At 65.6% G+C, this 23887-nt stretch carries 22 protein-coding genes; 7 read left to right on the top strand and 15 right to left on the bottom strand.

Going from position 1 to position 23887, the window contains the following annotated elements:
* Positions 1-96 precede the first annotated feature (96 nt).
* From J0A90_RS06715 to J0A90_RS06690, 6 genes are all read right to left on the bottom strand, one after another.
* Entirely contained in the window at positions 97-954 is an 858-nt protein-coding gene (locus J0A90_RS06715; protein WP_207032865.1) for an amidohydrolase, read from the bottom strand.
* Positions 951-2456 carry a tripartite tricarboxylate transporter permease gene (locus J0A90_RS06710; protein ID WP_207032854.1) on the bottom strand — a complete coding sequence of 502 codons (1506 nt, stop codon included), beginning with the start codon at positions 2454-2456 and terminating at the stop codon, positions 951-953. Before J0A90_RS06710 ends, J0A90_RS06715 begins: the two co-directional genes overlap by 4 nt.
* An 82-nt stretch (positions 2457-2538) precedes the next feature.
* Positions 2539-3015 (bottom strand): tripartite tricarboxylate transporter TctB family protein, encoded by a 477-nt coding sequence (locus J0A90_RS06705; RefSeq protein ID WP_207032841.1) that lies wholly within the window; start codon positions 3013-3015, stop codon positions 2539-2541.
* Entirely contained in the window at positions 3012-3965 is a 954-nt protein-coding gene (locus J0A90_RS06700; protein WP_207032839.1) for a tripartite tricarboxylate transporter substrate binding protein, read from the bottom strand. Before J0A90_RS06700 ends, J0A90_RS06705 begins: the two co-directional genes overlap by 4 nt.
* A 420-nt stretch (positions 3966-4385) precedes the next feature.
* Positions 4386-5060: an RraA family protein gene (locus J0A90_RS06695; protein ID WP_207032837.1), complete on the bottom strand. Its 675-nt coding sequence runs from the start codon at positions 5058-5060 to the stop codon at positions 4386-4388.
* 59 nt (positions 5061-5119) lie between these two features.
* Positions 5120-6112 carry a hydroxyacid dehydrogenase gene (locus J0A90_RS06690; protein ID WP_233076566.1) on the bottom strand — a complete coding sequence of 331 codons (993 nt, stop codon included), beginning with the start codon at positions 6110-6112 and terminating at the stop codon, positions 5120-5122.
* 201 nt (positions 6113-6313) lie between these two features.
* Between J0A90_RS06690 and J0A90_RS06685 the strand changes: the two genes are divergently transcribed.
* Positions 6314-7195 carry a LysR substrate-binding domain-containing protein gene (locus J0A90_RS06685; RefSeq protein ID WP_233076565.1) on the top strand — a complete coding sequence of 294 codons (882 nt, stop codon included), beginning with the start codon at positions 6314-6316 and terminating at the stop codon, positions 7193-7195.
* A gap of 32 nt (positions 7196-7227) precedes the next feature.
* On the opposite strand, the gene J0A90_RS06680 is transcribed toward J0A90_RS06685, so the two are convergent.
* The 6 genes from J0A90_RS06680 to J0A90_RS06655 form a co-directional block, all read right to left on the bottom strand.
* Positions 7228-8226: a tripartite tricarboxylate transporter substrate binding protein gene (locus tag J0A90_RS06680; RefSeq protein ID WP_207032829.1), complete on the bottom strand. Its 999-nt coding sequence runs from the start codon at positions 8224-8226 to the stop codon at positions 7228-7230.
* A gap of 76 nt (positions 8227-8302) precedes the next feature.
* Positions 8303-9331, bottom strand: a complete 1029-nt coding sequence (locus tag J0A90_RS06675; RefSeq protein ID WP_207032827.1) for an amidohydrolase — start codon at positions 9329-9331, stop codon at positions 8303-8305.
* Entirely contained in the window at positions 9331-10839 is a 1509-nt protein-coding gene (locus J0A90_RS06670) for a tripartite tricarboxylate transporter permease (RefSeq protein WP_207032824.1), read from the bottom strand. Before J0A90_RS06670 ends, J0A90_RS06675 begins: the two co-directional genes overlap by 1 nt.
* A 12-nt stretch (positions 10840-10851) precedes the next feature.
* Entirely contained in the window at positions 10852-11349 is a 498-nt protein-coding gene (locus J0A90_RS06665; RefSeq protein WP_207032814.1) for a tripartite tricarboxylate transporter TctB family protein, read from the bottom strand.
* Between the two features lie 143 nt (positions 11350-11492).
* Complete coding sequence (locus J0A90_RS06660) at positions 11493-12449, bottom strand: tripartite tricarboxylate transporter substrate binding protein (RefSeq protein ID WP_207032812.1); 957 nt, start codon at positions 12447-12449, stop codon at positions 11493-11495.
* Between the two features lie 358 nt (positions 12450-12807).
* Positions 12808-13209: a RidA family protein gene (locus J0A90_RS06655; protein WP_207032810.1), complete on the bottom strand. Its 402-nt coding sequence runs from the start codon at positions 13207-13209 to the stop codon at positions 12808-12810.
* Between the two features lie 182 nt (positions 13210-13391).
* Here J0A90_RS06655 and J0A90_RS06650 point away from each other — a divergent pair, with 182 nt between their 5' ends.
* Positions 13392-14312: a LysR family transcriptional regulator gene (locus J0A90_RS06650; RefSeq protein ID WP_207032808.1), complete on the top strand. Its 921-nt coding sequence runs from the start codon at positions 13392-13394 to the stop codon at positions 14310-14312.
* A gap of 68 nt (positions 14313-14380) precedes the next feature.
* Here the strand turns inward: J0A90_RS06650 and J0A90_RS06645 are convergent, their stop codons facing one another.
* Positions 14381-15892 (bottom strand): DUF2252 domain-containing protein, encoded by a 1512-nt coding sequence (locus J0A90_RS06645; RefSeq protein ID WP_207032806.1) that lies wholly within the window; start codon positions 15890-15892, stop codon positions 14381-14383.
* 220 nt (positions 15893-16112) lie between these two features.
* Here J0A90_RS06645 and J0A90_RS06640 point away from each other — a divergent pair, with 220 nt between their 5' ends.
* Both J0A90_RS06640 and J0A90_RS06635 read left to right on the top strand, forming a co-directional pair.
* Positions 16113-16265, top strand: a complete 153-nt coding sequence (locus tag J0A90_RS06640; RefSeq protein WP_207032803.1) for a DUF2256 domain-containing protein — start codon at positions 16113-16115, stop codon at positions 16263-16265.
* A 356-nt stretch (positions 16266-16621) separates the two neighbouring features.
* Positions 16622-17698 (top strand): GGDEF domain-containing protein, encoded by a 1077-nt coding sequence (locus J0A90_RS06635; RefSeq protein WP_233076564.1) that lies wholly within the window; start codon positions 16622-16624, stop codon positions 17696-17698.
* Between the two features lie 89 nt (positions 17699-17787).
* Here J0A90_RS06635 and J0A90_RS06630 read toward each other — a convergent pair whose 3' ends face one another.
* Positions 17788-18768, bottom strand: a complete 981-nt coding sequence (locus J0A90_RS06630; RefSeq protein ID WP_233076563.1) for an AraC family transcriptional regulator — start codon at positions 18766-18768, stop codon at positions 17788-17790.
* Between the two features lie 181 nt (positions 18769-18949).
* Here J0A90_RS06630 and J0A90_RS06625 point away from each other — a divergent pair, with 181 nt between their 5' ends.
* Positions 18950-20344, top strand: coding sequence for an NAD-dependent succinate-semialdehyde dehydrogenase (locus J0A90_RS06625; protein WP_370635744.1), 1395 nt, complete (start codon positions 18950-18952; stop codon positions 20342-20344).
* A 61-nt stretch (positions 20345-20405) separates the two neighbouring features.
* On the opposite strand, the gene J0A90_RS06620 is transcribed toward J0A90_RS06625, so the two are convergent.
* A complete protein-coding gene (locus J0A90_RS06620) occupies positions 20406-21320 on the bottom strand; it encodes a LysR family transcriptional regulator (RefSeq protein WP_207032798.1) in 915 nt (304 codons plus the stop codon).
* Positions 21321-21545: 225 nt separating this feature from the next.
* On the opposite strand from J0A90_RS06620, the gene J0A90_RS06615 reads away from it, so the two are divergent.
* Together J0A90_RS06615 and J0A90_RS06610 are read left to right on the top strand one after the other, a co-directional pair.
* Entirely contained in the window at positions 21546-22187 is a 642-nt protein-coding gene (locus J0A90_RS06615; RefSeq protein WP_207032796.1) for a glutathione S-transferase family protein, read from the top strand.
* A 28-nt stretch (positions 22188-22215) separates the two neighbouring features.
* The gene (locus tag J0A90_RS06610) at positions 22216-23886 is read left to right on the top strand and encodes a pyridoxamine 5'-phosphate oxidase family protein (RefSeq protein ID WP_233076561.1); all 1671 of its coding nucleotides are present in this window, start codon (positions 22216-22218) and stop codon (positions 23884-23886) included.
* The last annotated feature ends 1 nt before the right edge of the window (position 23887 follow it).

The raw sequence follows: 23887 nt of genomic DNA, 5'->3' as shown, positions 1-23887 counted from the left end.
GCCCATCATCAGAGGGTTTGGACATGAGCTCTAAAGCAGTAGTCGTAGCGACAACAGGGATCGTGGCCAGCGCGCTGTCGTCGCGCTGGCAGACACTCAAAAGCGATAGAGCGTGGCGGGGTTGTGCGTGAGACAGGCGTCGCGCTGGGTGGGGGTGAGAACGCGCTCGAGAAAGTCGAGCATGGCGCGGGAGGTGGGGAGCGGTGGCGACGTCATGACATGGGGCCAGTCGCTGCCCCAGACGCAGCGTTCCGGGTAGCGCTCGGCGAGCTGGCGCACCAGCTCGCTGAGATCGTGGTAGCGCCCGACATGGCGGCTGACCCGGGTTGGCGCCAGTTTGATCCAGACCCGCCCGCTGTCGAGCAGCCGATAGAGACCGCTCAGCGCATCGCTGGCGCCGGGCGTCACATGGCCCAGATGATCCAGTACCAGCGCCTGCCCGCCGGGCAGTGAGGGGAGCAGCGCTTCGAGTGCGGCGTAGCGTTCGGGCTCGGTATTGAGCTCGACATGCCAATCCTGGGTGGCCGCTCGCGCAGCCAGCGCGGGCAGGCGTGCCAGGTCGTTGTGGCCCAGGCGCGCGCGATCCTGCACGCGAATGGCGCGCACGCCAGCGTCCGCCATCTTCGCCAGCCCCTCGCTGCGCTCGTCGATCATGACCACGCCGCGCAGCGCTAGCGGTGCGGCGTGGTCGTTACCTGCGAGCCGCGCGCGCTGCAGGGTCTCGAGCAAAAAGCGGTTATCGGTGCCGTCGATGGAGGCCTGGATGAGCACCGCGCGGCCGATCCCGTCGACCGCGCCTTCGGTGGCGAAATCGGCGATATCCTTGCGCGGCGGCTGATACACCGCCTTGGCATAGGCGTTCCTGGGGGAGGACGCGGCGCAGGAAGACTCTTCACGGGGGAAGACATGGATGTGGCAATCGCAATAGGGAGCCTGCCTCACTGGCGCGTTCATGCCGCTCTCTCCCGGCGTGCGATGCGATACCGCTGGTACACCGCCCCCAGCACGCACAGCAGCGTAACGGCGGCCAGCCCCATGACGATGGGCGAGTGCACGAAGATGGCGGCACTGCCGCTGCTGGTCAAAAGCGCCTGGCGCAGGCTCTGCTCCAGCGGTGGCCCCAGGATCAGCCCGATCAGCAGCGGTGGTAGCGGGAATCCGGCCCGGCGCAGCACGAAGCCGACGACGCCGGCCCCGAGCATGACAGCGACATCGAACAGGCTGTTGTTGACCGAGAAGGCGCCGAAGATTGCCAGCATGGCAATGATCGGGAACAGATGGCGCGGCTGAATGCGGATCACGTGGACCGCGCCACGGAACATCGCCAGACCCAGCAGAATGCAGGGAATCGACAGCAGGATCAGCGCTTCGAAGATCGCGTATACCTCGACGCCATGCTGCTGAAACAGGAACGGGCCAGGTGTCAGGCCCTGCAGCATGAAGGCGCCCAGAATCACTGCGGTCACCGCGTCGCCGGGTATGCCGAGTGCCAGCATGGGCACTAGGGCGCCGCCGGTCACGGCGTTGTTGGCGGCTTCGGGCGCGGCGACGCCCTCGGGTTCGCCGTGGCCGAAGCGCGCACCATGACGCGAGCGCGAGCGGGCGAGGCCGTAGCTGACAAACGCCGGCACGGTAGAACCGATCCCCGGCAGGATGCCGACGAAGGTGCCGATCGCTGACGACATCAACAGCGTGACGCGCATCTTCCACAGGGTCAGCCAGCCTACCGTACGTGGCGATGAGGTTTGGCTCGAGACGGCATCGATCCCGCGCTCGGCCGGGCCCTGTTGCCTGCCGGCGACGGCCTGCAGCAGGACCTCGGACATCGCGAACAGGCCGATCAGTACCGGAATCAGCGCCAGGCCATCCTCAGCGGCGAAGCTGCCGAAGGTGAAGCGTGGCAAGCCTTCGATCGGGTCCAGCCCGACGATGCCGGCAGCGACGCCGACCAGCGTCATCAACGCCGCATCGAGCATCGAGCCGCCGCCGAACAGCACGATGATGGCGAGCGCGAAGATCATCAGGGCGCTCATCTGCGCGGGGCCGAAATCCAGTGCCAGCGACGCCAGCGGCTGGGCCAGCAGAATCAACACCAGACAGCTGAAGACGTTACCGAACACGCTGGCGTAGAGAGCGATGCGCAGGGCTTCGCCGGCGCGCCCCTGACGCGCCATGGCGTGGCCATCCAGCGCGGTGGCGGCAGACGACGGCGTCCCGGGCACATTGAGCAGGATCGCCGAGATCGAGCCACCGAAGATCGCTCCCTGATAGACCCCCAGCAGCAGAATGATGGCGGGGATAGGCGACAGGGTGAAGGTCACCGGAATCAGCAGGGCGATGGCCAGGGTCGGGCCGAGGCCGGGGATGGCCCCGATCACGATGCCGATGGCGACGCCACACAGGGCGGCGATCAGCACCCAGACATCGAGCAGCGCGTGGAAAGCATCGAGCAGCATGGGCCGGGTCTCTCGAAAGGGTCTGTGGGTAAAGGTCGTGGGCTTGCCGGTCAGGGGCTGTAGAGATGTCTTGCCGCGCCCTTCAGGGCAGCGGCAGGTGCAGCCCGTGGCGCGCGACCCAGGCGATCGCCAGTGCCACCCCCAGGGGCAGGGCCACGCTGAAGCGCAGGCGTCGTTCCCCTAGTAGCCAGGCCAACACGATGCCGACCGCGGCCACGCTGACGACGAAGCCGAGCGTATTCATCGCCGCGATCGCCGCGGCTACCAGCAGCGTGGCGGCCAGCGCTCGGGCCCAGCCCGCGGCGGCGCCGAGTGCGCTGTCGGGCGTGCGGCGATAGCGCCATAGGCGTAGCCCGGCGACCAGAATCAGCAGCCACAGCACCAGCCGAGGGAAGAAGCGGGCATCGGGGCCGGGATCGCCGAAATCGAACACCGTGACCTGCGCCTGGAGCGTCAGCAGCCCGCAGGCGGCGAGGCCCAGAATGGCGCTGCAGACCAGGGTCTGGAGACCGTGACGAGAAGCGCCGGGCGGGGTGGACGTGGAGTGTTCGACGCTCATCGCTTCAAGGCCTCGGCCAGTCGTTGGTAGGCGTGCAGATTCTTCTCGATCACCGCTTCTAGCGCCGGCCCGGGCAGCACCCGCACCGGCTGATTGAGCTTGGTCATCACCTTGGCGAACGCGGGCGATAAGGCCGCTTCGGTGAAGGCGCGTCGCAGCGTCTCGGCCCGTTCCGCCGCCACGCCACGGGGCAGCATCAGGGCCACGATCGAGGGAAACTGAATGTCGTAGCCTGCCTGCTCGAGCGTCGGCACCTCGGGGAAGTCGGGATCGGCCTGATCATCGAGCACTGCCAGCAGGCGTAGCCGCCCATCCTTGACCAGATCGCGATAGGCGGGCACCAGAGCGATATCGACGTGCTGGCCGAGCAGGGCCGCCGTTGCTCCGGAAGCGCCGTCGAACGGTACGTGCTGGAGCTGGGCCCCGGTCTCGCGGGCGAGCTGGGTGAACGCCAGACGCGCGCCACTCAGGGCGCCGGCGGTGGCGTAGCTGAGCCGCTTGCCATCCTCTGCGGCCGCCAGTAGCGCTGCGAGGCTGTGATAGGGGCTGTCTGCACTCACCAGCACGCCATGGTAAGGCCCGGAGTAGTTCAGCAGCGGCAGAAAATCGTGCAGCGGGTCATAGCCGACCCGGCGCAGTGCGGGTGTCACGAAGGTCGGCGAGGAGGTGGTGGCGATCAGGGTGTAACCGTCCGCGGCGGCGCGGGAGACTGCGCGCATCGCGTTGACGCCACCGCCGCCGGGGCGGTTCTCGATCACGACCGGCTGACCCAGTAACGGTTCTGCCAGCTTGGCCAGCTGGCGCGCCGAGATATCGGTGGTGCCGCCGGCGCCGTAAGGCACCACCAGCGTGATCGGGCGGGCGGGGTAGTCGGCCGACCAGGCCGATGTCGGCACCGCCAGCAGCAGCGTGACGAGTATCCAGAACAGGTGGCTTCGCAGCGAGGACATCGATGCTCTCCCGATGAGGCTAGGGTTCACCTCGTCTTGGAGATGAAATGCTGAAAATTCGATGTGGATGGCGGGGTGATTCTAAGTTTTATGCCGATTTTTATTCATTGGACTTTGGTCTAAATTTGATAGGGTGTCGTGTGACGTTTCTGAGTTGGTGAAGGTTGTCTTGGCATATAAAAGCGCGCCAAAGCCCGGCGTTAAATGGCCAGGCTCCGGCGTCTATTTTATCGAGACAGAGGCTTTTTATGTGTCGCCTTTTGCCAGATGGTTGAATCGTCTTTTGTCAGAGGATTGAATCGTCTTTTGTCAGAGGATTGAATCGTCTTTTTTAGATGCATGGCGCGTCTTTTATCAGATAGTTGGACAGATTTTCTGCCAGACGATCCGTGCCGAATGGCCTCTGCCAATGCGGTACCGTTACTCGAACTCGCAGCCTGCTGCCGCGAGTGCGCTGTCGACCCAGCGGCGATCGTTCTCGCCGGCATGGATCGCCGCCATCTGCTTCTCTTCCGCCGCCTGCTTCGCTTGCGCCGCCGCGAGCACCGTGGGGGCCGTCTCGAACGGTACACAGAGCAGGCCATCGTTATCGCCGAGGATCAGGTCACCGGGTTCGATGACCATGCCGCCGATGTTGATCGGCGTGTTGATCTCGCCGGGGCCATTCTTGTACGGGCCGCGGTGGGTCACGCCGGCGGCGAAGGTGGGCAGGTTGGTATCGCGGAAACCATCCAGGTCGCGCAGCGCCCCGTTGAGCACGAAGCCCGCCACCCCCTTCTTGACCGCATAGGCCAGCATCAGCTCGCCCATCAGCGCATTGGTGGTGTCGCCACCGGCGTCGCAGACGATGACATCACCGGGTTCGGCCATGTCGATCGCCTTGTGCAGCATCAGGTTGTCGCCGGGGCGGGTGCGCACGGTGAGGGCGACACCGGCCAGCGCGCCTTCCCGGTGCATCGGGCGCAGATCCGCGCCGCCGGCGAAAACGCGGGACATGCTGTCGCTGACCACCGCCACGGGCAGGGCGGCGAAGGCCTGGATCAGGGCGTCATCGATACGACGCTGGCGTTGGAGAATGCGGTTGCCGATGGGCATGACAGGACTCCTGCTAGAGGCGCCGGCGCTATCTGGCCGACGTGATGGCTATGAGCGGCTCAGGGGCAGGCCGCAGTGGTGATATCGTTGACCAGGCGTGCCGGCGGCAGTGACTTGTCGGCAAGAAAGTCGACGATACCGCTGACCGCCAGCACGCCGACTCGCGTGCCGGCCTCGGCGGTTACACCAGCGACATGGGGGGTGAGAATGACCCGCTCGCAGGCGGCCAGCGGATTGACGCCTTCCGGGGGTTCACGCTCGAAGGTATCCAGACCGGCACCGGCGATATGACCGCTGTCGAGCGCGGTCAGCAGCGCCTGTTCATCGATCAGTCCGCCGCGCGAGGTGTTGATGACATAGCTGTTCGCCGGCATGCAGGCCAGCGTCTCGGCGTTGAGGAGATGCGCGTTGGTCTCGGTCAGCGGGCAGTGCAGACTGACGATGTCGGAGCGTGACAACAGCGCCTCCAGCGTCTCGCTGCGTCGAGCGCCGAGTGCCGCGATCGCGGCGTCCGAGGCGTAAGGGTCGTAGACGGCGACCTCCAGCCCCAGGCCCTGCACGATCTTGACCACCGCGGCGGCAATGGCGCCGCCTCCCACCAGCCCCAGGCGCAGGCCGCACAGCTCGCGGCCGAGAAATTCGGCTTTGTCCCAGCGGCCGGCGCGCATGCCACTGTCCAGCGGCAGCAGGCGTTTGACCGTGGCGAACATCAGCGCGACGGCGTGCTCCGCCACGGAGACGGCGTTACCGCCGGCTGCGCGAATCACCTGCACCCCGTGCCGCGTCGCCGCGGCGACGTCGATGTTGTCGACGCCGGCACCATGCTTGGAGATCACCCGCAGCGCACGCCCGGCGGCGATCGCCTCGGCCCCGAACTGGCCCATGCGGGCGACGACCCCCTGGGGATCGTGGCGCTCGATGTGCTCGATGAGCACCTCGGGGGTCGGATAGGGCGGGGTGTGGAACACGGCGTAGCCTGCGGCTTCGGCGTGCTGTCGGGCCTCTTCCGCGAGATAGGGGCCGGTCACGAGTATGGCGGGTTGCTTGGCCAACGCGGGTCTCTCCCAGATGTCGTTGCAGCGGTGATCGCGCCGTGGCGATAGTGCTGATCGGTATGGATGTTTTGCTCAGAATACAGCTAGTTTTGCTGTATTAAAGCGATTAATATTTAGCTTGTAGTGAAGAAAAGCTTAACGAAAAAGGCGCTCGCCGAGCGTACCGCATCGTCTCAGTCCCGACTCGTGGAGGTGCCCGTGGACACTCGCCAGTTACGCACGCTGATCGCCATTGCCGAGCACGGTACCTTCGCCGGGGCCGCGCGCGAGGTGAGCCTGACGCCTTCGGCCGTCAGCCAGCAGATCCTGGCGCTCGAGCAGGAACTCGATACCCAGCTGTTCAACCGTGAGACGCGCCCTCCCAGCCTCAATCTGCATGGCCTCCAGTTGCTCGAAACCGCGCGCAAGGTCCTTGGATTGGTCGAGGAGACCCGCGCCTCGATCAAGGGCAGCAGCATCTCCAGCACGCTCAGCATCGGCTCCGTGCGCACCAGCACCATCGGCCTGTTGCCGCGTGCCATCGTCGCGCTGCGTGAAGAGTTTCCCGCGCTCCATGTCGATCTGCGCGTGGGCATGTCGTCGGGGCTTTTGAGTGACGTCAACGCCGGGCGCCTGGATCTTGCCGTGGTCGCCGAGCATGCCGGGGTGTCGCGCAACCTGACCTGGGCCCCGTTCCTGCGCGAGCCACTGGTGGTCATCGCGCCGCCGGGCACGCCAACGCTGCCGGTGCGCGAGCTGCTGGAGCGCTTGCCGTTCGTGCACTTCGCCAGCGATGTGCCGCTGGCGGCGCTGATCAACAACGAGCTGACCCACCAGAGCATCAAGGTCACGCACATCGCCGAGATCGACACCATTCCGGCCATCGTCGAGTGCGTGGCGGCAGGTCTGGGGGCCGCCGTGGTGCCCGATATCGCGGTGCGCGAAAACGGTCGCGACATGCTCAAGCTGCCGTTCGGCCGGCCCCAGGTCTACCGCCAGATCGGCACCGTGCAGCGGGCCAACTCGGCCAAGGCGGCGCTGCTGGTGGCGATGCACAACAAGCTGGCCGAGCTGTCCGGCGAGTTCGGCGTATTCCTGTGATGGCCCTGTGGTGGGCGTCGCTGTGAGCGGTCTCATTTCCACGGATGCTGTTGCCAGAGCGCTTTGGCGGTTGCCGACTGAGACTCGGCCAGCGCGCGATAGTCGTCGCCTACCTGGATATCCAGCGCGTTGCCCTGAGCGGCGAGTTCGTCATGTAGTGCTGTGTTGTCGGCCAGCGCTGCGAATGCTGCCCTGAGCCGGCTGCTGACCTCGTCGGGCAGTCCCTTCGGCGCGACGAAGCCGCGATAGGAGCCCATCTCGATGGCGTAACCCTGCTCCTTGGCGGTGGGTACGTCGGGGGCGAAGGGAGAGCGTTTGTCGTCGAGGACGGCGAGCACGCGGAGGTCGTCGTCGAAACCGATGGTCTGGCTCAAGGCCATGGTGCCAACCGCCACGTGGCCGCCGAGCAGGGCGGTACGTGCCATCGAGGCGCCGTTGAAGGGAATCAGATTGAATTGGGTGTCGGTGGCGGCGGCCAGCAGCAGAGCGCTGAAGTGGTCGTTGCCGCCGAGGGCGGATAGCGCCACGCTGATGCTGCCCGGCTGGGCCCGCGCGGCCTGAATCAGGTCATCCAGGGTGTGGTAGGGCGACTGCCGGCTGACCACCAGCGTATTGGGGTCGTGCACCACGTTGGCGAGATAGTCGAAGCTATCGACGTCGTACGCCGCCTTGCGGTCGTAGGTCATGGCCATCGCCGCCGGCAGATTGAAGGTGCCCAGGGTATAGCCGTCGGGCTTGGTGGTGGCGACACTGGTGAAGCCGATCTGGCCGCCGGCGCCGGGCTGGTTCTTGACCACCACGCTGGCATCCTCACCCAGTTCCCGCTCCAGATACTTGCTGACCACCCGAGCGAGGACGTCGGTGCCGCCCCCGGCAGAGTAGCCAACGATCACCTCGATCGGTTTGTCGGGATAGGCCGCGAACGCCGGCAGGCTGGAGGCGGCCAGCGCCAGTGTCGCCAGGGCGACGGTGGCCAGGGTCCGGGTCGTCCGGGAGGCGGCTTCTGGGACAGCATCCAGGGTTTTCAACATGGCGTGACTCCTCGTATCGCGGTGATCGTTGTTGTTCTCGTCGGTTCTCGTCGGTTCTCGCAGCGTGCTGGATGCTTCAGGCATCGCTGGTCCGTGCGCGGCATGCCGGGAAGGGCACACCGTAGGTCTCGGCGGCACTGCGCCAGAACAGTTGTTCCCGCTCTGTCTGGCTCGCGCCGCGGGTGAGGCGCTTGAAGGCATTCCATAGCGCGACATAGGAGAACATCCCCTTGTCCACGGGGAAGTTGCTCTCGAACATCGCGCGCTGCGGCCCGAAGGCTTCCACACAGTGCTCGACCCAGGGCGCCCAGTCCGCGGCGAGCTGGCGGGAGTGCGGTGGCAGCGGCCGCTGGTGATAGCTATTACCGAAGACGGCAAGGCCGAAGCCGCCGATCTTGATGCGGGTGTTGGGCAGCCTGGCCAGCGCAGCCACCCCCCGGCGCCAGGCCGCGATATCGGCGGACGTTCTGGCACCGTAGGGCCCGACGCCCAGCGGGCCGCCGCAGTGATCGATCACCACTGTCAGCTCGGGCAAGGCGCGTGCCAGCGACTCGACCTCATGGAGCTGGGTCTGATAGGCCCAGACGTCGAGCACCAGACCCGCCTGGGCGACCTCTGCGGCGCCCCGGCGAAAGGCTTCCGAGCGCAGCAGGCCGTCCGGTGCCGGGTTGGGGTTGGAGCGCACCGCGGGGTCGGGATGAAAGGCCGTGGTATTGCGAATGCCGCGGACCCAGCCGGGTGCCAGCGCGCGCAGCGCCTCGAGCGTGTCGCGGACTTCACTTCCCCTCATCAGGTCGGCAAAGGCGACGATGCCGGCCGGGTAGTGCGGTGTCTGTGCGCTCCAGTCGAGGATCGTCTCGACCTCGCCCAGCGGGCGCAGCGACTCGGGGCCGGAACGGCGGTAGCCGGTGCGGCACTGGACATAGAGGCTGGCGCGTACGTCGTGCCCCGTGCCGACATCGGCGATGAACTCGGCGCTGCGGTAGCGGCTCTCGTCGCGATCCCAGAGGTGATGATGGGCGTCGAGAATCGGCTGACCAGGGTCCAGCACCGGCTCCACGACCAGTGCCAGCCACGCCTCCCGAATCGGCGCGTGGGGTGTCATCAGGCGGCGGCTCGCGGTGTCTTGCGGGCGCGCAGCCAGCGCGAGAACAGCGGCGCCAGCACCACTAGCAGAATCATCGCGATCAGGATCTTGGCGGTCGGGCTGGCGGCGAGGATGCTCCAGTCGCCGCCGCCGATACGCAGCGCCAGACGCAGGTTCTGTTCGGCGAAGCCACCCAGGATCAGGCCCAGTACCACCGGCGGCAGCGGGAACTTCAACTTGTCCATGAAGTAGCCGATCAAGCCGAAGCCGAGCATCAGATAGACATCGAACAGGCGCCCGTTGATCGAGTAGACGCCGATGAACACCAGGGCAATGATGATCGCGCCGAGCAGCGGCCGCGGCAGCCGCAGAACCTGGGCAAAGCTGTTGGTCGCCAGGGCGCCGCCGAGGAAGATCAGCAGGACCGCCGCGAACAGGAACTGCCACATGAATCCGAACACGATTCCCGGATTGTCGCGGAACAGCATCGGCCCTGGCTGCAGTCCGTGGATCAGCAGCCCGCCGAGCATGACCGCGGCTACAGCCGTGCCGGGGATGCCCAGAGTCAGCGCCGGGATCAGCGCGGCGGCGGTGTCGGCATTGTTGGAGGTCTCCGAGGCGGCGACACCCTCCGGTTCGCCCTTGCCCCACTCATCCGGGTTCTTGGAAGCGCGGCGCGCCTCGTTGTAGCTGAGGAAGGCGGCCATCGAGCCACCGGCACCCGGCAGAATTCCTACGAAAACGCCGATCACCGAAGAGCGCACCCAGGTCTTCCAGTATCTCAGCATGCCGGGAATCGCTTTCCAGATGCTGGTGGTATTCAAGCGTCCGGTATTCTGGGTATCGAAATCGCGTACTTCCTCGAGTAGCCCGATGGCGGGCGGCAGGGCGTAGAGTCCTACCAGCAGGACCACGATGTTGATGCCGTCGAGCAGCTCCAGATGGCCGAAGGTGTAGCGCTCGGCACCGGTGATGGTGTCGGCACCGACCAGCGACACGAAGACACCGAAGGCAGCACTGATCAAGCCCTTGAGCACGTCGCCGCCAAGCAGGAAGACGATCGCCGACATGCCGAACACCGCGACCCAGAAGATCTCGGTGGGGCCGAACAGCAGTGTCACCTTGGCCAGCGGCGGAGCCAGCAGCATCAGCACCAGCGCGGAGACGATGCCGCCGATCGCCGAGGAGACCACGGCGACCTGCAGGGCGTAGCCCCCGCGCCCCTGCTGGGCCATCGGGTAGCCATCGAAACTGGTCGCGACCGCGGCCGGCGTGCCCGGAATCCGCAGCAGCACGGCCGGGATCGAGCCGCCATACATGGCGCCGTTGTAGATGCCCGCCATCATGCCCAGCGCGACCAGAGGGTCCATCCCGAAGGTGAACGGAATCAGCACCGAGATCGCCATGGTCGCGCTCAGGCCGGGCAGAGCGCCGACGCAGATACCGGCGACGACGCCGATGACGACCGCTGCCAGGTTGCCCAGGGAGAGCACTGCCGGTAGCGCGTCGATGAGGTTGCCGTACATGGTGTGTCCTCGTTAGCGCAGGAAGAATTCAGTGGGCAGCTCTTGGCCCATCAGCACGACGAAGATGATCGCGATGCCACCGGTGAAGATCAGGTCCGCGAGCAGCAGGCCCTTGAGGCTGCGATAGCCGAAACACCAGGCCACCACCGGAATCATCACCGCCGTGGTGGTGTAGAACCCGAGCAGCGCCACGCCGGTGACATAGACGGCAATGGCGACGATGATGCCGAAGAAGCGCCGCGCGTTGTCGAACACCTTCAACGGGGCCGGGGCGGCGGTTTCCGGATCGTTGCGACGTCGGCGGCGCAGCAGGCAGCGCCCGATCATCAGTAGGCCCAGTACGACCAGCGCCGAGAGCATGGTGACCGGCAGCAGCGCGGTCATGCCCGGCATGTCGGAGGTCCGGGTCAGCAGCGCGCCGGCCCCCAGCACGATGATGATGCCGGCGATCAGATCCGGGTCGATGCCACGGGCGGCGCTCGGCGTGTTGGCAGAAGACGAGTCGTTCATGCGATGTCTCTTGGGAGGGCGTAGCGGGGAAGCGGTGATGGTCTGGGGTGACTCGGGCCACCGCGATGGCGTCGAGGTCATCGCGGTGGCGGGTCTCTCAGGCTGCGAGTCGGGACGACGACTTCAGCGTGAGAAGGCGAACATCACTTCCAGGGATGGGTTTCCCAGATGCGCTTGGCGAGCTCCAACTGCTCGGCATTGAGTGCCTTGAATTGCTCACCCAGAGCTAGCTCGGTCGGGTTGCCGGAGCGTTGCATCGCCTTCTGGAAATCGGGGTCGTCGTAAGTCTTCTGAAACGCCGCGAGCAGCTTTGACTCGACGTCGTCCGGCAGTCCAGCGGGGGCGACGAAGCCGCGCAGTGCGCCGTTGACCAGGTCGAACCCCTGCTCCTTGAAGGTGGGAATGTCCTCGGCCATGGGCGAACGCTTCTCGGACGCAATGCCCAGCACGTTCAGCTCGTCTCTGAAAGCTACGACTTCGGAAACGTTGATGATACCCATGGTGACATGTCCACCCATCAGGGCGCTGCGAGCCGGCGCAGAGCCCGAGAAGGGCACCACGGTATAGTCGGCATCGGTGACGTCGGAAAGCTTCTGCAGGAAGAAATGATCGTCGCCGCCAAGGCTGGACATGGCCACGGTCACCGCGCCGGCGCGTGCCTTGGCCGCCTCGACCAGTTTGTCCATGGAGTCGATGTCGCTGTTCTTGGGTGTCACGATCACGTTGGGGTCGTTAACGACATTGGCGAGATAAGTGAAGCTGTCGGCGTCGTAATCGGCATGCCGATCGAGTGTCCGCGCCATCGCCCCGGGCAGGTTATAGGTGCCCAGGGTATAGCCGTCGGGGTCGGCTTCGGCGACCGCGGTCACCCCGATCTGGCCGCTGGCGCCCGGCATGTTCTTGACCACTACCGAGACGTCATTACCCAGATATTTTTCCAGATAAGGAGCGATGGTACGCGCCATGACATCGGTGCCGCCGCCTGCGGCAAAGCCGACGATCATGTCGATGCGTTTTTCCGGGTAGTCCGCCAGTGCGGTGGAAGTCAGGCCGCCCGATATCAGGAAGGCAGCAGCGACGGCAATTGTTTTAAGTCTCATGATTTTTGCCCTTCAATGCGTGGTCGGCGTCAGCGCAGTTAAAGGCAGTTGCTGGCTTGGCTAAAGCGAATAATTCTTACCGGCGCAATCAGTTTTCTTTCAGGATATCGCCAAGGCGCTTTTCAATACGACGTTGGTCGCAACGTCTTGGCGTTCGCATAATTACCCGTGTTTGACTTGTCAATAAGACCATTGCGTAGCCGGCGGATGTCATCGACAAGCAGAGGCGGGTTGCTGCTCCGCTCCGACTCGCTGGGGCGAGGCAGGTGTCATGCAACGACCTGGGCCTGGCCTTGTCGTTGCCGCCACAGGCTGAGTCTCAGGCCCAGCAGAGCGAGCGCTGAGCGCTCCGGTTCAATCAGCCGGCTGACGCCGGTAGCTTGGCGATGACCTTGATCTCGAAGTGGAAACCGTAGAGCCAAGTGACGCCGATGCCGGTCAGCGTCGGGTAGGGCGCTTCGCCCCAGAACTCGGGCAGCACTTTCCACAGCGTATCCAGGGTCGACTCAGGGTCGACGAGGAAGAGGGTGACATCGACCACGTCGTCGAACGTGCATCCCGCGGCCGTCAGGATCGCGTTCAGGTTGACGAAGGCGCGTCTGGCCTGCGCCTCCAGGTCCGGCTCGGGGGAGCCATCTTCTCGGCTGCCTACCTGGCCCGACACGAACAGGAAGCCCTGGGATCGAACCGCCGGCGAGTAGTGATTACGCTCGTAGAGTGCCTGGCGTCCGGTCGGGAACACGACGTCTCGCTGGTTCATGCGCTATCTCCGTCTCTATGGATGGGCCGTGGCGCCCCACCGTGAATACGGGTGACAATCTAGGCGGCGTGACGAGGCGGATAAACGGGCGAGTCTGGTCATCACTGTTCGTGGAGAGCGAACAATCATACGGAGCCTACTACGGCGATCGGGCGTTGCCCCGAGGCGTGGGCGGGAGAGTCATGGATCGTTTTGACGCAATGCGGGTGTTTGCGCGGGTGGTGGAGACAGGGAGCTTCACCCGGGCCGCCGAGACCCTACAACTGAGTAGAACCAGTGTCACCCAGTTGGTACAGCAGTTGGAGGCGCGCTTGCGTGTTCGCTTGCTCAACCGCACCACGCGCAAGGTCAACGTCACCGCCGACGGTGCCGCCTTCTATGCGCGCGTGCTCAGACTGCTGGCCGACCTGGACGATGCCGAGACGAGCTTCTCCAGCGCTGCGACCGAGCCGCGGGGCCGGCTGCGGGTAGATGTGCCCAGCCCGCTGGCGCGGCTGATACTCATCCCGGCACTAGGCGAGTTCCATGCCCGCTATCCGGAGATCCAACTGGACCTGGGCGCGAGCGACCGCATGGTGGATATCATTGACGAGCGGGTGGATTGCGTGGTGCGCGGTGGCGAGCTGACCGATCAGTCGCTGATGGCGCGTCGTATCGGCGACCTGCCGCTGGGCGTCTATGCCTCGCCCGGCTATCTGGCGCGCGCCGGGGTGCCCGCGCATCCCCGCGAGTTGGAGAATAGCCATCACCGGATCGTGGGCTTTCTGAACTCCCGGCTCGGCGAGCCCGTCACGCTGCAACGCGACGACGAAACCATCCGGGTGCAAGGCCGTTACGTGCTGTCGACGGACGACGGCAACAGCTATCTGGCGGCGGGGCTCGCTGGCCTCGGCATCCTGTGGCTGCCGGACTACATGGCCAAGGCAGCGCTCGCCGCGGGTGAGCTGGTCGCCCTGTTCGAGACGTGGCGGCTCGACCCGCTACCGCTATATCTGGCCTATCCGCCGAATCGGCATGTCAGCGCCAAGCTGCGGGTCTTCATCGACTGGATCGTCGAGCTCATGGCGCAGCACGCCCCGCTCATCCCGCCGGGGCGTGCGTGACCCGTGTGGCTATCCAGCCTGCGCTCGCGTCGAGATAGGCGCGGGGTGCCGATCCGGCTCTTAAGGTTTCACCGATGCACCCAGTCCAGATGCTCGAAGGCGCCATGGGCATGATCCTCGCGGAACATCTCGTGATCGCGGTGCAGGCGGTCAGCGGCTTCGGCAGCGAACTCCACCATGTCGCAGGTGAATAGCTCGGCGGGTGTCACCGCCTTCACGATCGCGGGTTCGATGTCGTAGTCGATCCGGCCGGAGTCGTCGGAGAGGGCGTGCACGCTGGCCAGCACCTGGCCGCAGAGGCGGGCATAGGTCTTCCACTCGCTCTTGGAGAGGTCGTCGAGATCGATATCGTCGCGGAAGGGCGCGCGTTCGCGAGAGAGATAGCTGTGGCCTTCGAACTCGACGTGGCCGTAGAAGATGTCGCCGCGCACCAGGTGCACCGCCTGGGCGTGGCTGACGCGCTCGGCGCGGCTGTCCAGGGTGTAGGCAGAGGGCGGCACCAGCCCGGAGAGGGCTGAGCGCCGGGCCTGCTTGAGTTCGACGATCAGATCGTCCTTGCCCTTGCCGCCGGGGCCTTCGAGCAGCACATAGTAGCGGTTCAGCCCGAGCGAGGCGGTGCCCTGGCCGAGCCGGATCGCCACGTCCTTGACCCGCACGCCGTTACCCTCCTGCGCGCGGGCACGGGCCGGTATCTCTATGTCGTTCTCGGCGATCAGGCGATCCATGATCGTCTGGAACTCGTCGCGCCGCGAGGAGATCGGCACCAGCTTCTGGGTCGGGCGAAAGCCGCGGCGGCCTTCATCGAGATAGTCGTCCGCCAGCCACTCGTCACGGGGCTCGTCGGCGTCTTCGAACAGCTTCTTGATCAGCTTGGGCGCGTTGTCATGGCGCATCTCCTCGTCCTGCTCGGTGCCCTCCCGCGCCAGCCGCTGCATCGCGTCGATATAGCCCTCGACGAAGTGGCGCACGACCTTGAGCGCCTGCTTGCGCTTGAGATCGCCCTCGACCTCGGCGGCGATCAGAAAGCCCACCGCGCCGCGCTTGAGGTCCCAGGTGAAGGGGGCGTAGTAGGCCTCGTCGAAATCGTTGACCGAGAAGATCGGCACGTTATCGGCGTTGGGCATGACGCCGAAATTGCTGGGATGAACGTCACCCAGCGCGAGCACCGTGGGCATCCAGGCGTCGTCGCCGGCCATGTCGCGATAGAACAGCAGGGCAGTGCCGCGGAAGAACGAGAAGAACGAATCGGCGAGCTTGTCGAACTTGGCACTGGCCTCTTCGGAGCCGTCGGCGATACGCGTCTGGTGGTCCTCGCGCAGCGTCTGGCGTACGTGGCGGCGCCGCTCGTGGCCGCTGAGGGCGCGCGGGCGCAGTACGAACTCGCCTGCGGCGACCGCTTCCGCCAGGCGCTTGAAGGTGGCGTAACGGGTGGCCACCTGGGGCGCCTCTGCGGCAGCGTCGCCGTGCTGCGCCAGCGCCTGCGCCAGTTGTGCCTTGGTCATCGTCGAGCGCCCCTCGATGCCGCGCTGCTGGGCCTCGGCGTAGAGCGTCTTGCGGGTGGCGTCGGCTGGGGTGGTCATTGTCGGCTCCCTGGCGTGTGATCGACATGGTCATCGATACGGTTATCGGCATGGTCGTCGATAGGTTGCCGATAGGCTGATCGGCGTCGGCGATGGCTTGCTATGCTCAGCATGGACGAGAGTGGCGCATTGCGCTTGCCGGAATCACATCCGCCCAGCCGCCTCGTCACCGCCGAATCTCACCCGGGCCGCCTTGGCGGCCGCAGACGGAGCCACCGCGATGGCCCACCGCAAGCCTCATCTGCCGACCAAGACCTGCCCGGTTTGCCAGCGCCCCTTCACCTGGCGCAAGAAGTGGGCGCGCGACTGGGACAACGTCGTCTACTGCTCCGAGCGCTGCCGCCGGGCCGGGCGCCAGGCGTTGGATACCTGAACATCGTCTCTCTGGCGTACAAGCTCTGGCTTACAAGCGTTGGCGTACAAACGCTGGCATACAGACTCTGGCGTACAAAGAATAACAGTTCACTACATAATGAAATGGCGATAGCATCTGGCAAGTGCGCCGACGAGGCAGTGCCGAGGGGGCTTCCGGTCCGCTGTGGCGGTTGCACGGCACCTTGAGCAGGGGGCGGTAAGCATTTGTCTTCATTACATAATAAACACGGCCTGCATTGGCTGACGGGGCAGTTCTGCGATATCGATAGAGAGTCGGTGTATCGGCAGTCGATGCAGTCTCGGATACGCCTCGAGGCACCTGTTTCCTTGGCCATCGCCACGCTGATATTCGGCATGTTCGCGATTGCCGATTACCAGATCTTGGGGCTGACTCAAGCGTACTATCTGCTGGTCGCCATGCGCATCGTGGTGGTCGGTCTCTGTCTTTTCCTGGCCCTGATCATGCTGCTGCGAGGAGACGTCTCCCATGAGGTGTGGTTGCACGCCATGCCGCTCTGGGTGCTCGCGACGGGGATCATCCTGATCGTTCCCTTGCGTCCGGACAGTCTCTCCACCCAGGTCATGGCGGTGATCGTGGCCACCATCGGCTTCTATCTCCTGATCCCCAATCTGCTGACGGTCGTGGCGTTTGCCAGTCTCTACTTGAGCATCGGATTTCTCGCTGCCGCTGCGCTGTTTGCAGACGCGCCCCCTGGCGCGCTCCTGCGCCTGGCGCTGCTGCTGATCATGGCCAACGGCGTGGGTTTCTGTGCCTTGCTGAGGCTGGAGAAATTGCAGCGCAGACAGTTCTCGCTGCTGCACGATGAGCGTGATCAGAACCGCCAACTGCTCAAGGAGATCGCCCACCGCGAGCTGCTGGAAGAACAGCTGCGCCGGGTCGCCGAACGGGACTCGCTGACGGGTCTGAACAGCCGGCGTCATTTCATGAAACTGGCCGACGCGCTGCTGCAGATCTCACGCGAGGACCAGACGCCATTCAGCCTGTTCATGATCGACGTGGATCACTTCAAGCGTATCAACGATACCTGGGGCCATAGCCAGGGTGACTGGGTGCTGACCCAGATCGCCGAGATCTGCACCCAGGCACTGCGCCCCACCGATGTGATTGGCCGCTTCGGGGGGGAGGAGTTCGTGGTGGCGCTGCCCGATACCGACGCCGAGCAGGCCACGATCGTCGCCGAGCGCTTGCGAAGAAAGGTGGCCGCGCTGCCCCTCGAGGAGGCGATGAGTGAGCTGCAGTTGAGTGTCACCATCGGTATCGCGGTCGCCCGTGGCGATGAAGTCTCGCTGCAGAACGTGATCGCGCGAGCGGACCGGGCGCTCTACGCGGGCAAGCGCGAGGGCCGAGATCAGGTGGTGGCCTGCGCCGAGATAAGCGCCGAAGAGCGTGTCGAAGACAGTCTGAAGTGATGGATCTCCGGTCGTCTCATGAGGCGCTTGGGTCTTCGGTATGAAGAGAAAACCTATTGCGAAGAGACGATTCAGTGTGAAGAGACAATCTAGTGTGAGGAGACGAAGGTAGCCACGGCCTGCGCCGGCGGGACCGCGAACGCTGCCTTCATGCGTTTCACCTCGGCCATCGGCGGACGGCCGAACAGGCGCTTGAACTCGCGACTGAATTGCGAGGGGCTTTCGTAGCCGACCTGGGCGCTCGCGGCGGCGGCGGTCATGCCGTTTCTCACCATCAGCAGCCGGGCCTGATGCAGGCGGGTGGACTTCAGGTACTGCATCGGCGAGGTGCCTGTCACGGCCTTGAAGTGGGCATGGAAGGTCGCGATGCTCATGCCGGCGCGCCGCGATAGCTGATCGACATCGAGATCGTCCTGGTAAGCGGCGTGAATGCAGCGCAGTGCCCGCGCCACCTTGCCGAACTGGCCCTGCATCGCCAGCGCCGCCCGCATCGAGGGGCCTTGAGCCCCGGTCAGCACGTGAAAGTAGATCTCGCGCACCAGCGCCGGCCCCAGAACCGCAGCGTCCAGCGGGCGGCTCATGGCTTCCAAAAAACGCCACACCGAGGTTTGTAGAGGCGCCTCCATGGGGGTGGAGATCATCCCTCGCGGGGTGGCCGCTGGCACATCGCCGAAGGTGTCTATCTGCAGCATCAATTCCGCGGCGAGCTCGAAGTCCAGGTGCATGTAGATCGCCAGCAGCGGCTCTCGCTCGCTGGCGTCGGTTTCCATGGTGAAGGGGACCGGCACGGAGACCGCCAGGTAATGCTGAGCGTCGTAGCGATAGATCTGGCCGCCGAAGAAACCCCGCTTCCGGCCCTGGCAGACGATCACGATACCGGGGTCGTAGAGCACCGGTGTCGACGCGAGCGGGCGGTTCGAGCGCAGGAACCTCACGTCCGGCAGCGCGGTCAGGTTGTAGCCCTCCTCGGGCGCGAGCCTTTCCAGCAGGGCGACGATCGCCTGCTGCTGGGCGTCAGGCTCGGCGCGATACCGCTGGTTTGCTGGGGGCATGCTGGCAGCCTTTTTCAACGGATGGTTATGGTGCGCTGCTCGATGTGGTGGCCGCTAGAGTCTGGCATGGTTTGGCCGGATCCAGGGCAGTCGAAATAGCTTTAGGCAATGATGTGAGAGCGTGAGCCATCGTTGGTCGTTTGCGTCATTTCTATCATGCAAGTCGTTTTACGAGTGCTGTGTTGTTCTCGAATGACTTGTGAGGAGTGCTGCTGTGATCGACGTTTTGAACCCCGCCAATGGTCAAACAGTCGGCCATGCGCCGGCCATGTCCGTGAGTGAAGTGAACGCTGCCATTGACCGAACCTGCGCCGCCTTTCCCGCCTGGTCACGCAAGCTGGCGAAGGCGCGCAGCGATCTGCTGCGGCGCTGGTTCGAGCGCATCCGCGACGACAAGGCGGCCTTCGCCGAGCTCATCGTCAAGGAGAACGGCAAGTGTCTCGCCGAAGCCTACGGCGAGATCGAGTACGGTCTCGGTTTCATCGAGTGGTACGCGGAAGAGGCCAAGCGCGTCTACGGCGATACCATCCCCAGCCATGCGCTGGATTCGGCCATCACGGTCGTCAAGGAGCCGCTCGGCCCGACGGCGGCCATCACGCCGTGGAACTTCCCCTTCATGATGATCACGCGCAAGATCGCCACCGCGCTGGCGGCGGGCTGCACCATGATCATCAAGCCCTCCGAGGAAACGCCGCTGACCGCCTACAAGCTGCTGGCAACGGCGCGGGAAGTCGGTATTCCGGAAGGCGTGTTCGAGATGGTCACCGGAGACCCCAAGGCGATCGGCGAATGCTTCACCGGCGACACCCGAATCCGCAAGCTTTCGTTCACCGGATCGACGGCAGTGGGGCGTCTGCTTGCCAGCGCCAGCGGGCAGACGCTGACCCGCATGACACTGGAGCTGGGTGGCAATGCGCCGTTCATCGTCTTCGACGATGCCGACCTCGAGGCCGCCTTGGAGGGCGCGGTGAGTTCCAAGCTGCGAAACTCGGGCCAGGTCTGCATCTCGCCCAATCGCTTCTATGTGCACGCGTCGATTCACGATGCCTTCGTCGAGGCGCTCGTCGAACGCGTCTCGCGAGTCGAGGTCGGCGAGGGTATGCGTGAGGACTTCGTCGTCGGGCCGATGATCAATCGGGCCGGTTTCGACAAGGTGGCGTCGCTGGTGGACGAAGCTCGCACGCAGGGCGCTCGCATCGTGCTCGGTGGCCAGGTGCATGCGAAGGGTAGGCTGTTCTACCAGCCGACCATCGTCACTGGGCTCGATGACGATGCCGAGATGGCGCGGACCGAGATCTTCGGCCCGGTGTTCGCCGTCTATCGCTTCGAGACCGAGGAGGAGGTCATCGCACGCGCCAACGCCACCGAATATGGCTTGGTGGCCTACGCTTACACGCGCGACCTGGGCCGGTCTTTGCGCCTGTCCCGAGCGCTCGAGGCGGGGATGGTCATCCTCAACAGCGGTTCGGTGGGGACGGCGTCGGTCCCGTTCGGCGGCGTCAAGCAGTCCGGCTATGGTCGTGAGGGCAGCTACTACGGTATCGAGGAGTACGTCGACGTGAAGTATGTGCTGATGAGCGGGCTGGGCCGGTGACTCGGCCTGCTCTCCAGACGCTCACCAGACGGTCTTCAGATGCCCACCAGGACGGCGCTCGCTAGTCGCGCTCGGTGTCGCCCCGAAGCACGGGCAGTGCCCGTAGTCGCGGCACCGCGAAGTCGAGAAAGGCGCGCACCTTGGCCGCCGCCCGGCGCCCTTCGACATGAACCAGATGCACCGGCAGTGGAGCGGGTTCATGGTCTTGCAGTAAGCGCACCAGTTGCCCGGAGTCGAGGTCCGGTCCCACCTGATAAGAGAGTACCCGGCACAGCCCCCAGTCCTGCCTGGCGACATCGATGGCCGCCGCCACGCTGCTCACCGTGAGCCGCGCGTTCACGCTGACACGCTGCGTTGCCGCCGTGCCGAGCTGCCACTCCCGCGCTGCGGCGCCGCCCGCCAGGGCGACGAGGCGATGCTGGGCGAGATCGTCCGGCGTGCGCGGGTGCCCCCAGCGAGCGAGATAGTCCGGTGAGGCGCAGATGACGCGATACACCTGACCGATGCGCACGGCGGTGAGCTCGGAGTCGGGCAGATGACCGATGCGCACGGCGATGTCGAAGCCCTCCTCGACCAGATTGACGATGCGATCGAGCATCACCGCTTCCGCCTCGACCTGCGGGTAGTGGTCGAGGAAATCCGTGAGCAGCGGGGTGACGTGAAGGCGGCCGAACTCCTGCGGGCAGGTGATTCGCAGCCGGCCCACCGGGGTGTTGGCGGCCCCCGAGGCGGCATCGTCGGCAGCCTGCAGCTGGGCGAGGATCTCGCGGACTTCTCCGAGGTAGGCCCGGCCCGCCTCGGTCAAGCGCACACGGCGGGTCGAGCGGGTGAACAGGCGGGCGCCCAGATGGGTTTCCAGGGTGTTGATGGCGCGGGTCGCGGAGGGCGCGCTGAGCCCGCTGGCGCGTGCCCCCTGGGCGAAACTTTCCGCCTCGGCGACGGCGACGAAAACGCTCAGGGCCTGTAGACGATCCATGACGGTGGCGTGGCTCCGGTGTGAATAGTGTTTCAGCATTCATCTTGGCATTTCAAAATACAAAACAGTTCCTTTCAGAATAGACCCATTCTTTCAGTAAACGATGGCGAATAGTGTGGTCATCAGAACGCGCCGCACGGCCGTCACTGACTCATGCCGTCCATGAGTCGTGCCGTTCATGAGTCGTAACACGCCGATCCGTGCCAACACTGAAGGAGTCTGGTCATGGCGAATGCCAACGCCCTTAGCGACGCCCCCATCAAGCTCTACCGCAACCCCAAGTCGGGCCACTGCCACCGTGTCGAACTGATGCTGGCGCTGCTGGATATCCCTTATGAGAACGTCGATCTCGATATGGCCAACGGTGCCCACCGTGAGCCCGCCTATCTGTCGATCAGCCCGTTGGGGCAGGTGCCGGCGATCGATGACAACGGCCTCACCCTGGCGGATTCCAATGCGATCCTCGTCTATCTGGTCGAGCGCTATGGGGATGCTGCCCGCTGGATCGGCAGCGAACCGCTGGAGAAGGCCCGGGTGCAGCGCTGGCTCTCCATCGCCGCCGGCGAGATCGCCCACGGCCCTTGCGCCGCGCGGCTGGTCACGGTGTTCGGCGCGCCGCTGGACCATGACGCCGCCAAGGCAAGTTCGCACACCCTGCTGGCGATGATGGAAACCCATCTCGATGGCCGCGCGTGGCTGGCGAGCGATCATCCGACGCTGGCCGACATCGCCGGCTACAGCTACATCGCCCATGCGCCGGAGGGCGGTGTGAGTCTCGATCCTTATCCGCAGGTGCACGCTTGGCTGGGGCGCATCGAGGCGCTGCCGCGTTTCGTTGCCATGGCGTCCTCGCCGCGGTTGGCCTGAACCGGAGAATGGCGTACGGAGGTTGGTCATGACACGCGAGACGACGCCCTTCCATGCGGGAGAGCTAGAGGCGCAGCGCCGCGCCGGCGTGGCGCCATCCGGTCGCTTCATCCGCGATTACATGCCCGAGCAGCATCGCGAGTTCTTCGCCGAGCTGCCTTTCATTGTCCTCGCCACCGGCGATGCCCAGGGCCGGCCTTGGGTCACGCTGCTGGAGGGAGCGCCGGGGTTCATCGACACGCCCGATTCACGAACGCTGAGCGTGGCGGCGGCGCCGGGGCGCGAGGATCCACTGGCGACGGCGCTGGAGGAGGGCGCCGAGGTCGGCCTGCTGGGGATCGAGCTGGCGACGCGGCGTCGCAACCGGCTCAACGGGATGGTCCGCGAGGCCCAGGGGCGTCTGGTCGTTGCGGTGCAGCAGAGTTTCGGCAACTGCCCGCAGTACATCCGCGAGCGGGCGTGGCATCGCGTCGAGCCCGCGCCCGCGCCCGCTGCCACCGCTTCGTCGCGGCTGAATGCCGACCAGCGCGCGCGAATCAGCGCCGCGGACACCTTCTTTATCGGCTCCGTTTCCGGTGCCGCCGCCCCCGACTCGGCTCACAATTCAGGCAGGGAGCAGCGTACGAAGCGCGGTTACGACGCCTCCCACCGTGGCGGCGAGCCGGGGTTCGTCCAGGTCACCGGGGCTGGCACGCTGCGCTTCCCGGACTATCCCGGCAACAACTTCTTCAACACCCTCGGCAACCTGATTCAGAACCCGCGCGTGGGCCTGCTGTTCGTCGATTTCGAGACCGGCGGCCTGCTGCAGATCAGCGGGCGTGCCCGCATCGAGTGGCAGCCGGAGCAAGGCGAGGATCCGAGCGCCCAGCGCTGGGTCGAGGTCAGCATCGAGCAAGTGGTCGAGCGCCCCGAAGCGCTGGCCCTGCGCTGGCAGCGAGAGACGCCGGCGCTGCGACTCGAAGTGCTCGAAAAGCGCCGGGAGAGCGACCTGGTCACGTCCTTTCTGCTGGCCAGCGCCGACGGCGGCGCGCTGCCCCCGTTCCGGGCCGGGCAGCACCTGCCGCTCGAACTTTCGGTGCCGGGGCAACCGGGTCGGGTTCGGCGCAGCTATTCGCTCTCGGGGTCGCCGGGGGATGAGACCTACCGCATCAGCGTCAAGCGCGAAGCGCATGGGATCGCGTCACGCTTTCTGCACGACCGGGTCGCGGCCGGCGACTGCCTCACCGCCCACGCCCCCGCCGGTGACTTCGTGCTGCCCGCCGGGCAGGGGCCGCTGGTGCTGATCAGTGCCGGCGTGGGCATCACGCCGATGCTGGCGATGCTGTACGCGGCGATGGCGGAGGGCGCGCGCGGCGCCGCGCGCGATATCTGGTTCGTGCACGCCACCCGCAACGGTGACGCCCATGCCTTCCGGGCGGAGGTCGAGGCCGCGATTCGAGCCAGCGCACATTCGGATGCCCACCGAATCGAGCGCCGCGTCTTCTATAGCGCCACGCGGGCAAACGATACCCTCGGCCAGGATTATGACGCCGAAGGCCGCCTCACCGCCGCGGACCTGCTGGCGCTGGAGGCCGGGGAGGACGCCCACTATCTGCTCTGCGGGCCCGCCGGGTTTCTCGCCGACCTCAGCGCTGGTCTGGAAGCGCACGGCGTCGCGGCGGACCGCATCGCCTTCGAGACCTTTGGTCCAGCGGGGTGAC

This window comes from Salinicola sp. DM10, from assembly GCF_017306975.2.
Lineage (GTDB): Bacteria > Pseudomonadota > Gammaproteobacteria > Pseudomonadales > Halomonadaceae > Salinicola.
Note: the sequence above shows the minus strand (reverse complement) of the source record. Positions and strands in the feature narration are given on the sequence as shown.

What these genes read in the sequence shown, in the direction of transcription:
- J0A90_RS06715 (WP_207032865.1), bottom strand. Translation starts at nt 954, where the DNA reads ATGAACGCGCCAGTGAGGCAGGCTCCCTATTGCGATTGCCACATCCAT.
- J0A90_RS06710 (WP_207032854.1), bottom strand. Translation starts at nt 2,456, where the DNA reads ATGCTGCTCGATGCTTTCCACGCGCTGCTCGATGTCTGGGTGCTGATC.
- J0A90_RS06705 (WP_207032841.1), bottom strand. Translation starts at nt 3,015, where the DNA reads ATGAGCGTCGAACACTCCACGTCCACCCCGCCCGGCGCTTCTCGTCAC.
- J0A90_RS06700 (WP_207032839.1), bottom strand. Translation starts at nt 3,965, where the DNA reads ATGTCCTCGCTGCGAAGCCACCTGTTCTGGATACTCGTCACGCTGCTG.
- J0A90_RS06695 (WP_207032837.1), bottom strand. Translation starts at nt 5,060, where the DNA reads ATGCCCATCGGCAACCGCATTCTCCAACGCCAGCGTCGTATCGATGAC.
- J0A90_RS06680 (WP_207032829.1), bottom strand. Translation starts at nt 8,226, where the DNA reads ATGTTGAAAACCCTGGATGCTGTCCCAGAAGCCGCCTCCCGGACGACC.
- J0A90_RS06675 (WP_207032827.1), bottom strand. Translation starts at nt 9,331, where the DNA reads ATGACACCCCACGCGCCGATTCGGGAGGCGTGGCTGGCACTGGTCGTG.
- J0A90_RS06670 (WP_207032824.1), bottom strand. Translation starts at nt 10,839, where the DNA reads ATGTACGGCAACCTCATCGACGCGCTACCGGCAGTGCTCTCCCTGGGC.
- J0A90_RS06665 (WP_207032814.1), bottom strand. Translation starts at nt 11,349, where the DNA reads ATGAACGACTCGTCTTCTGCCAACACGCCGAGCGCCGCCCGTGGCATC.
- J0A90_RS06660 (WP_207032812.1), bottom strand. Translation starts at nt 12,449, where the DNA reads ATGAGACTTAAAACAATTGCCGTCGCTGCTGCCTTCCTGATATCGGGC.
- J0A90_RS06655 (WP_207032810.1), bottom strand. Translation starts at nt 13,209, where the DNA reads ATGAACCAGCGAGACGTCGTGTTCCCGACCGGACGCCAGGCACTCTAC.
- J0A90_RS06650 (WP_207032808.1), top strand. Translation starts at nt 13,392, where the DNA reads ATGGATCGTTTTGACGCAATGCGGGTGTTTGCGCGGGTGGTGGAGACA.
- J0A90_RS06645 (WP_207032806.1), bottom strand. Translation starts at nt 15,892, where the DNA reads ATGACCACCCCAGCCGACGCCACCCGCAAGACGCTCTACGCCGAGGCC.
- J0A90_RS06640 (WP_207032803.1), top strand. Translation starts at nt 16,113, where the DNA reads ATGGCCCACCGCAAGCCTCATCTGCCGACCAAGACCTGCCCGGTTTGC.
- J0A90_RS06635 (WP_233076564.1), top strand. Translation starts at nt 16,622, where the DNA reads ATGTTCGCGATTGCCGATTACCAGATCTTGGGGCTGACTCAAGCGTAC.
- J0A90_RS06620 (WP_207032798.1), bottom strand. Translation starts at nt 21,320, where the DNA reads ATGGATCGTCTACAGGCCCTGAGCGTTTTCGTCGCCGTCGCCGAGGCG.
- J0A90_RS06615 (WP_207032796.1), top strand. Translation starts at nt 21,546, where the DNA reads ATGGCGAATGCCAACGCCCTTAGCGACGCCCCCATCAAGCTCTACCGC.
- J0A90_RS06610 (WP_233076561.1), top strand. Translation starts at nt 22,216, where the DNA reads ATGACACGCGAGACGACGCCCTTCCATGCGGGAGAGCTAGAGGCGCAG.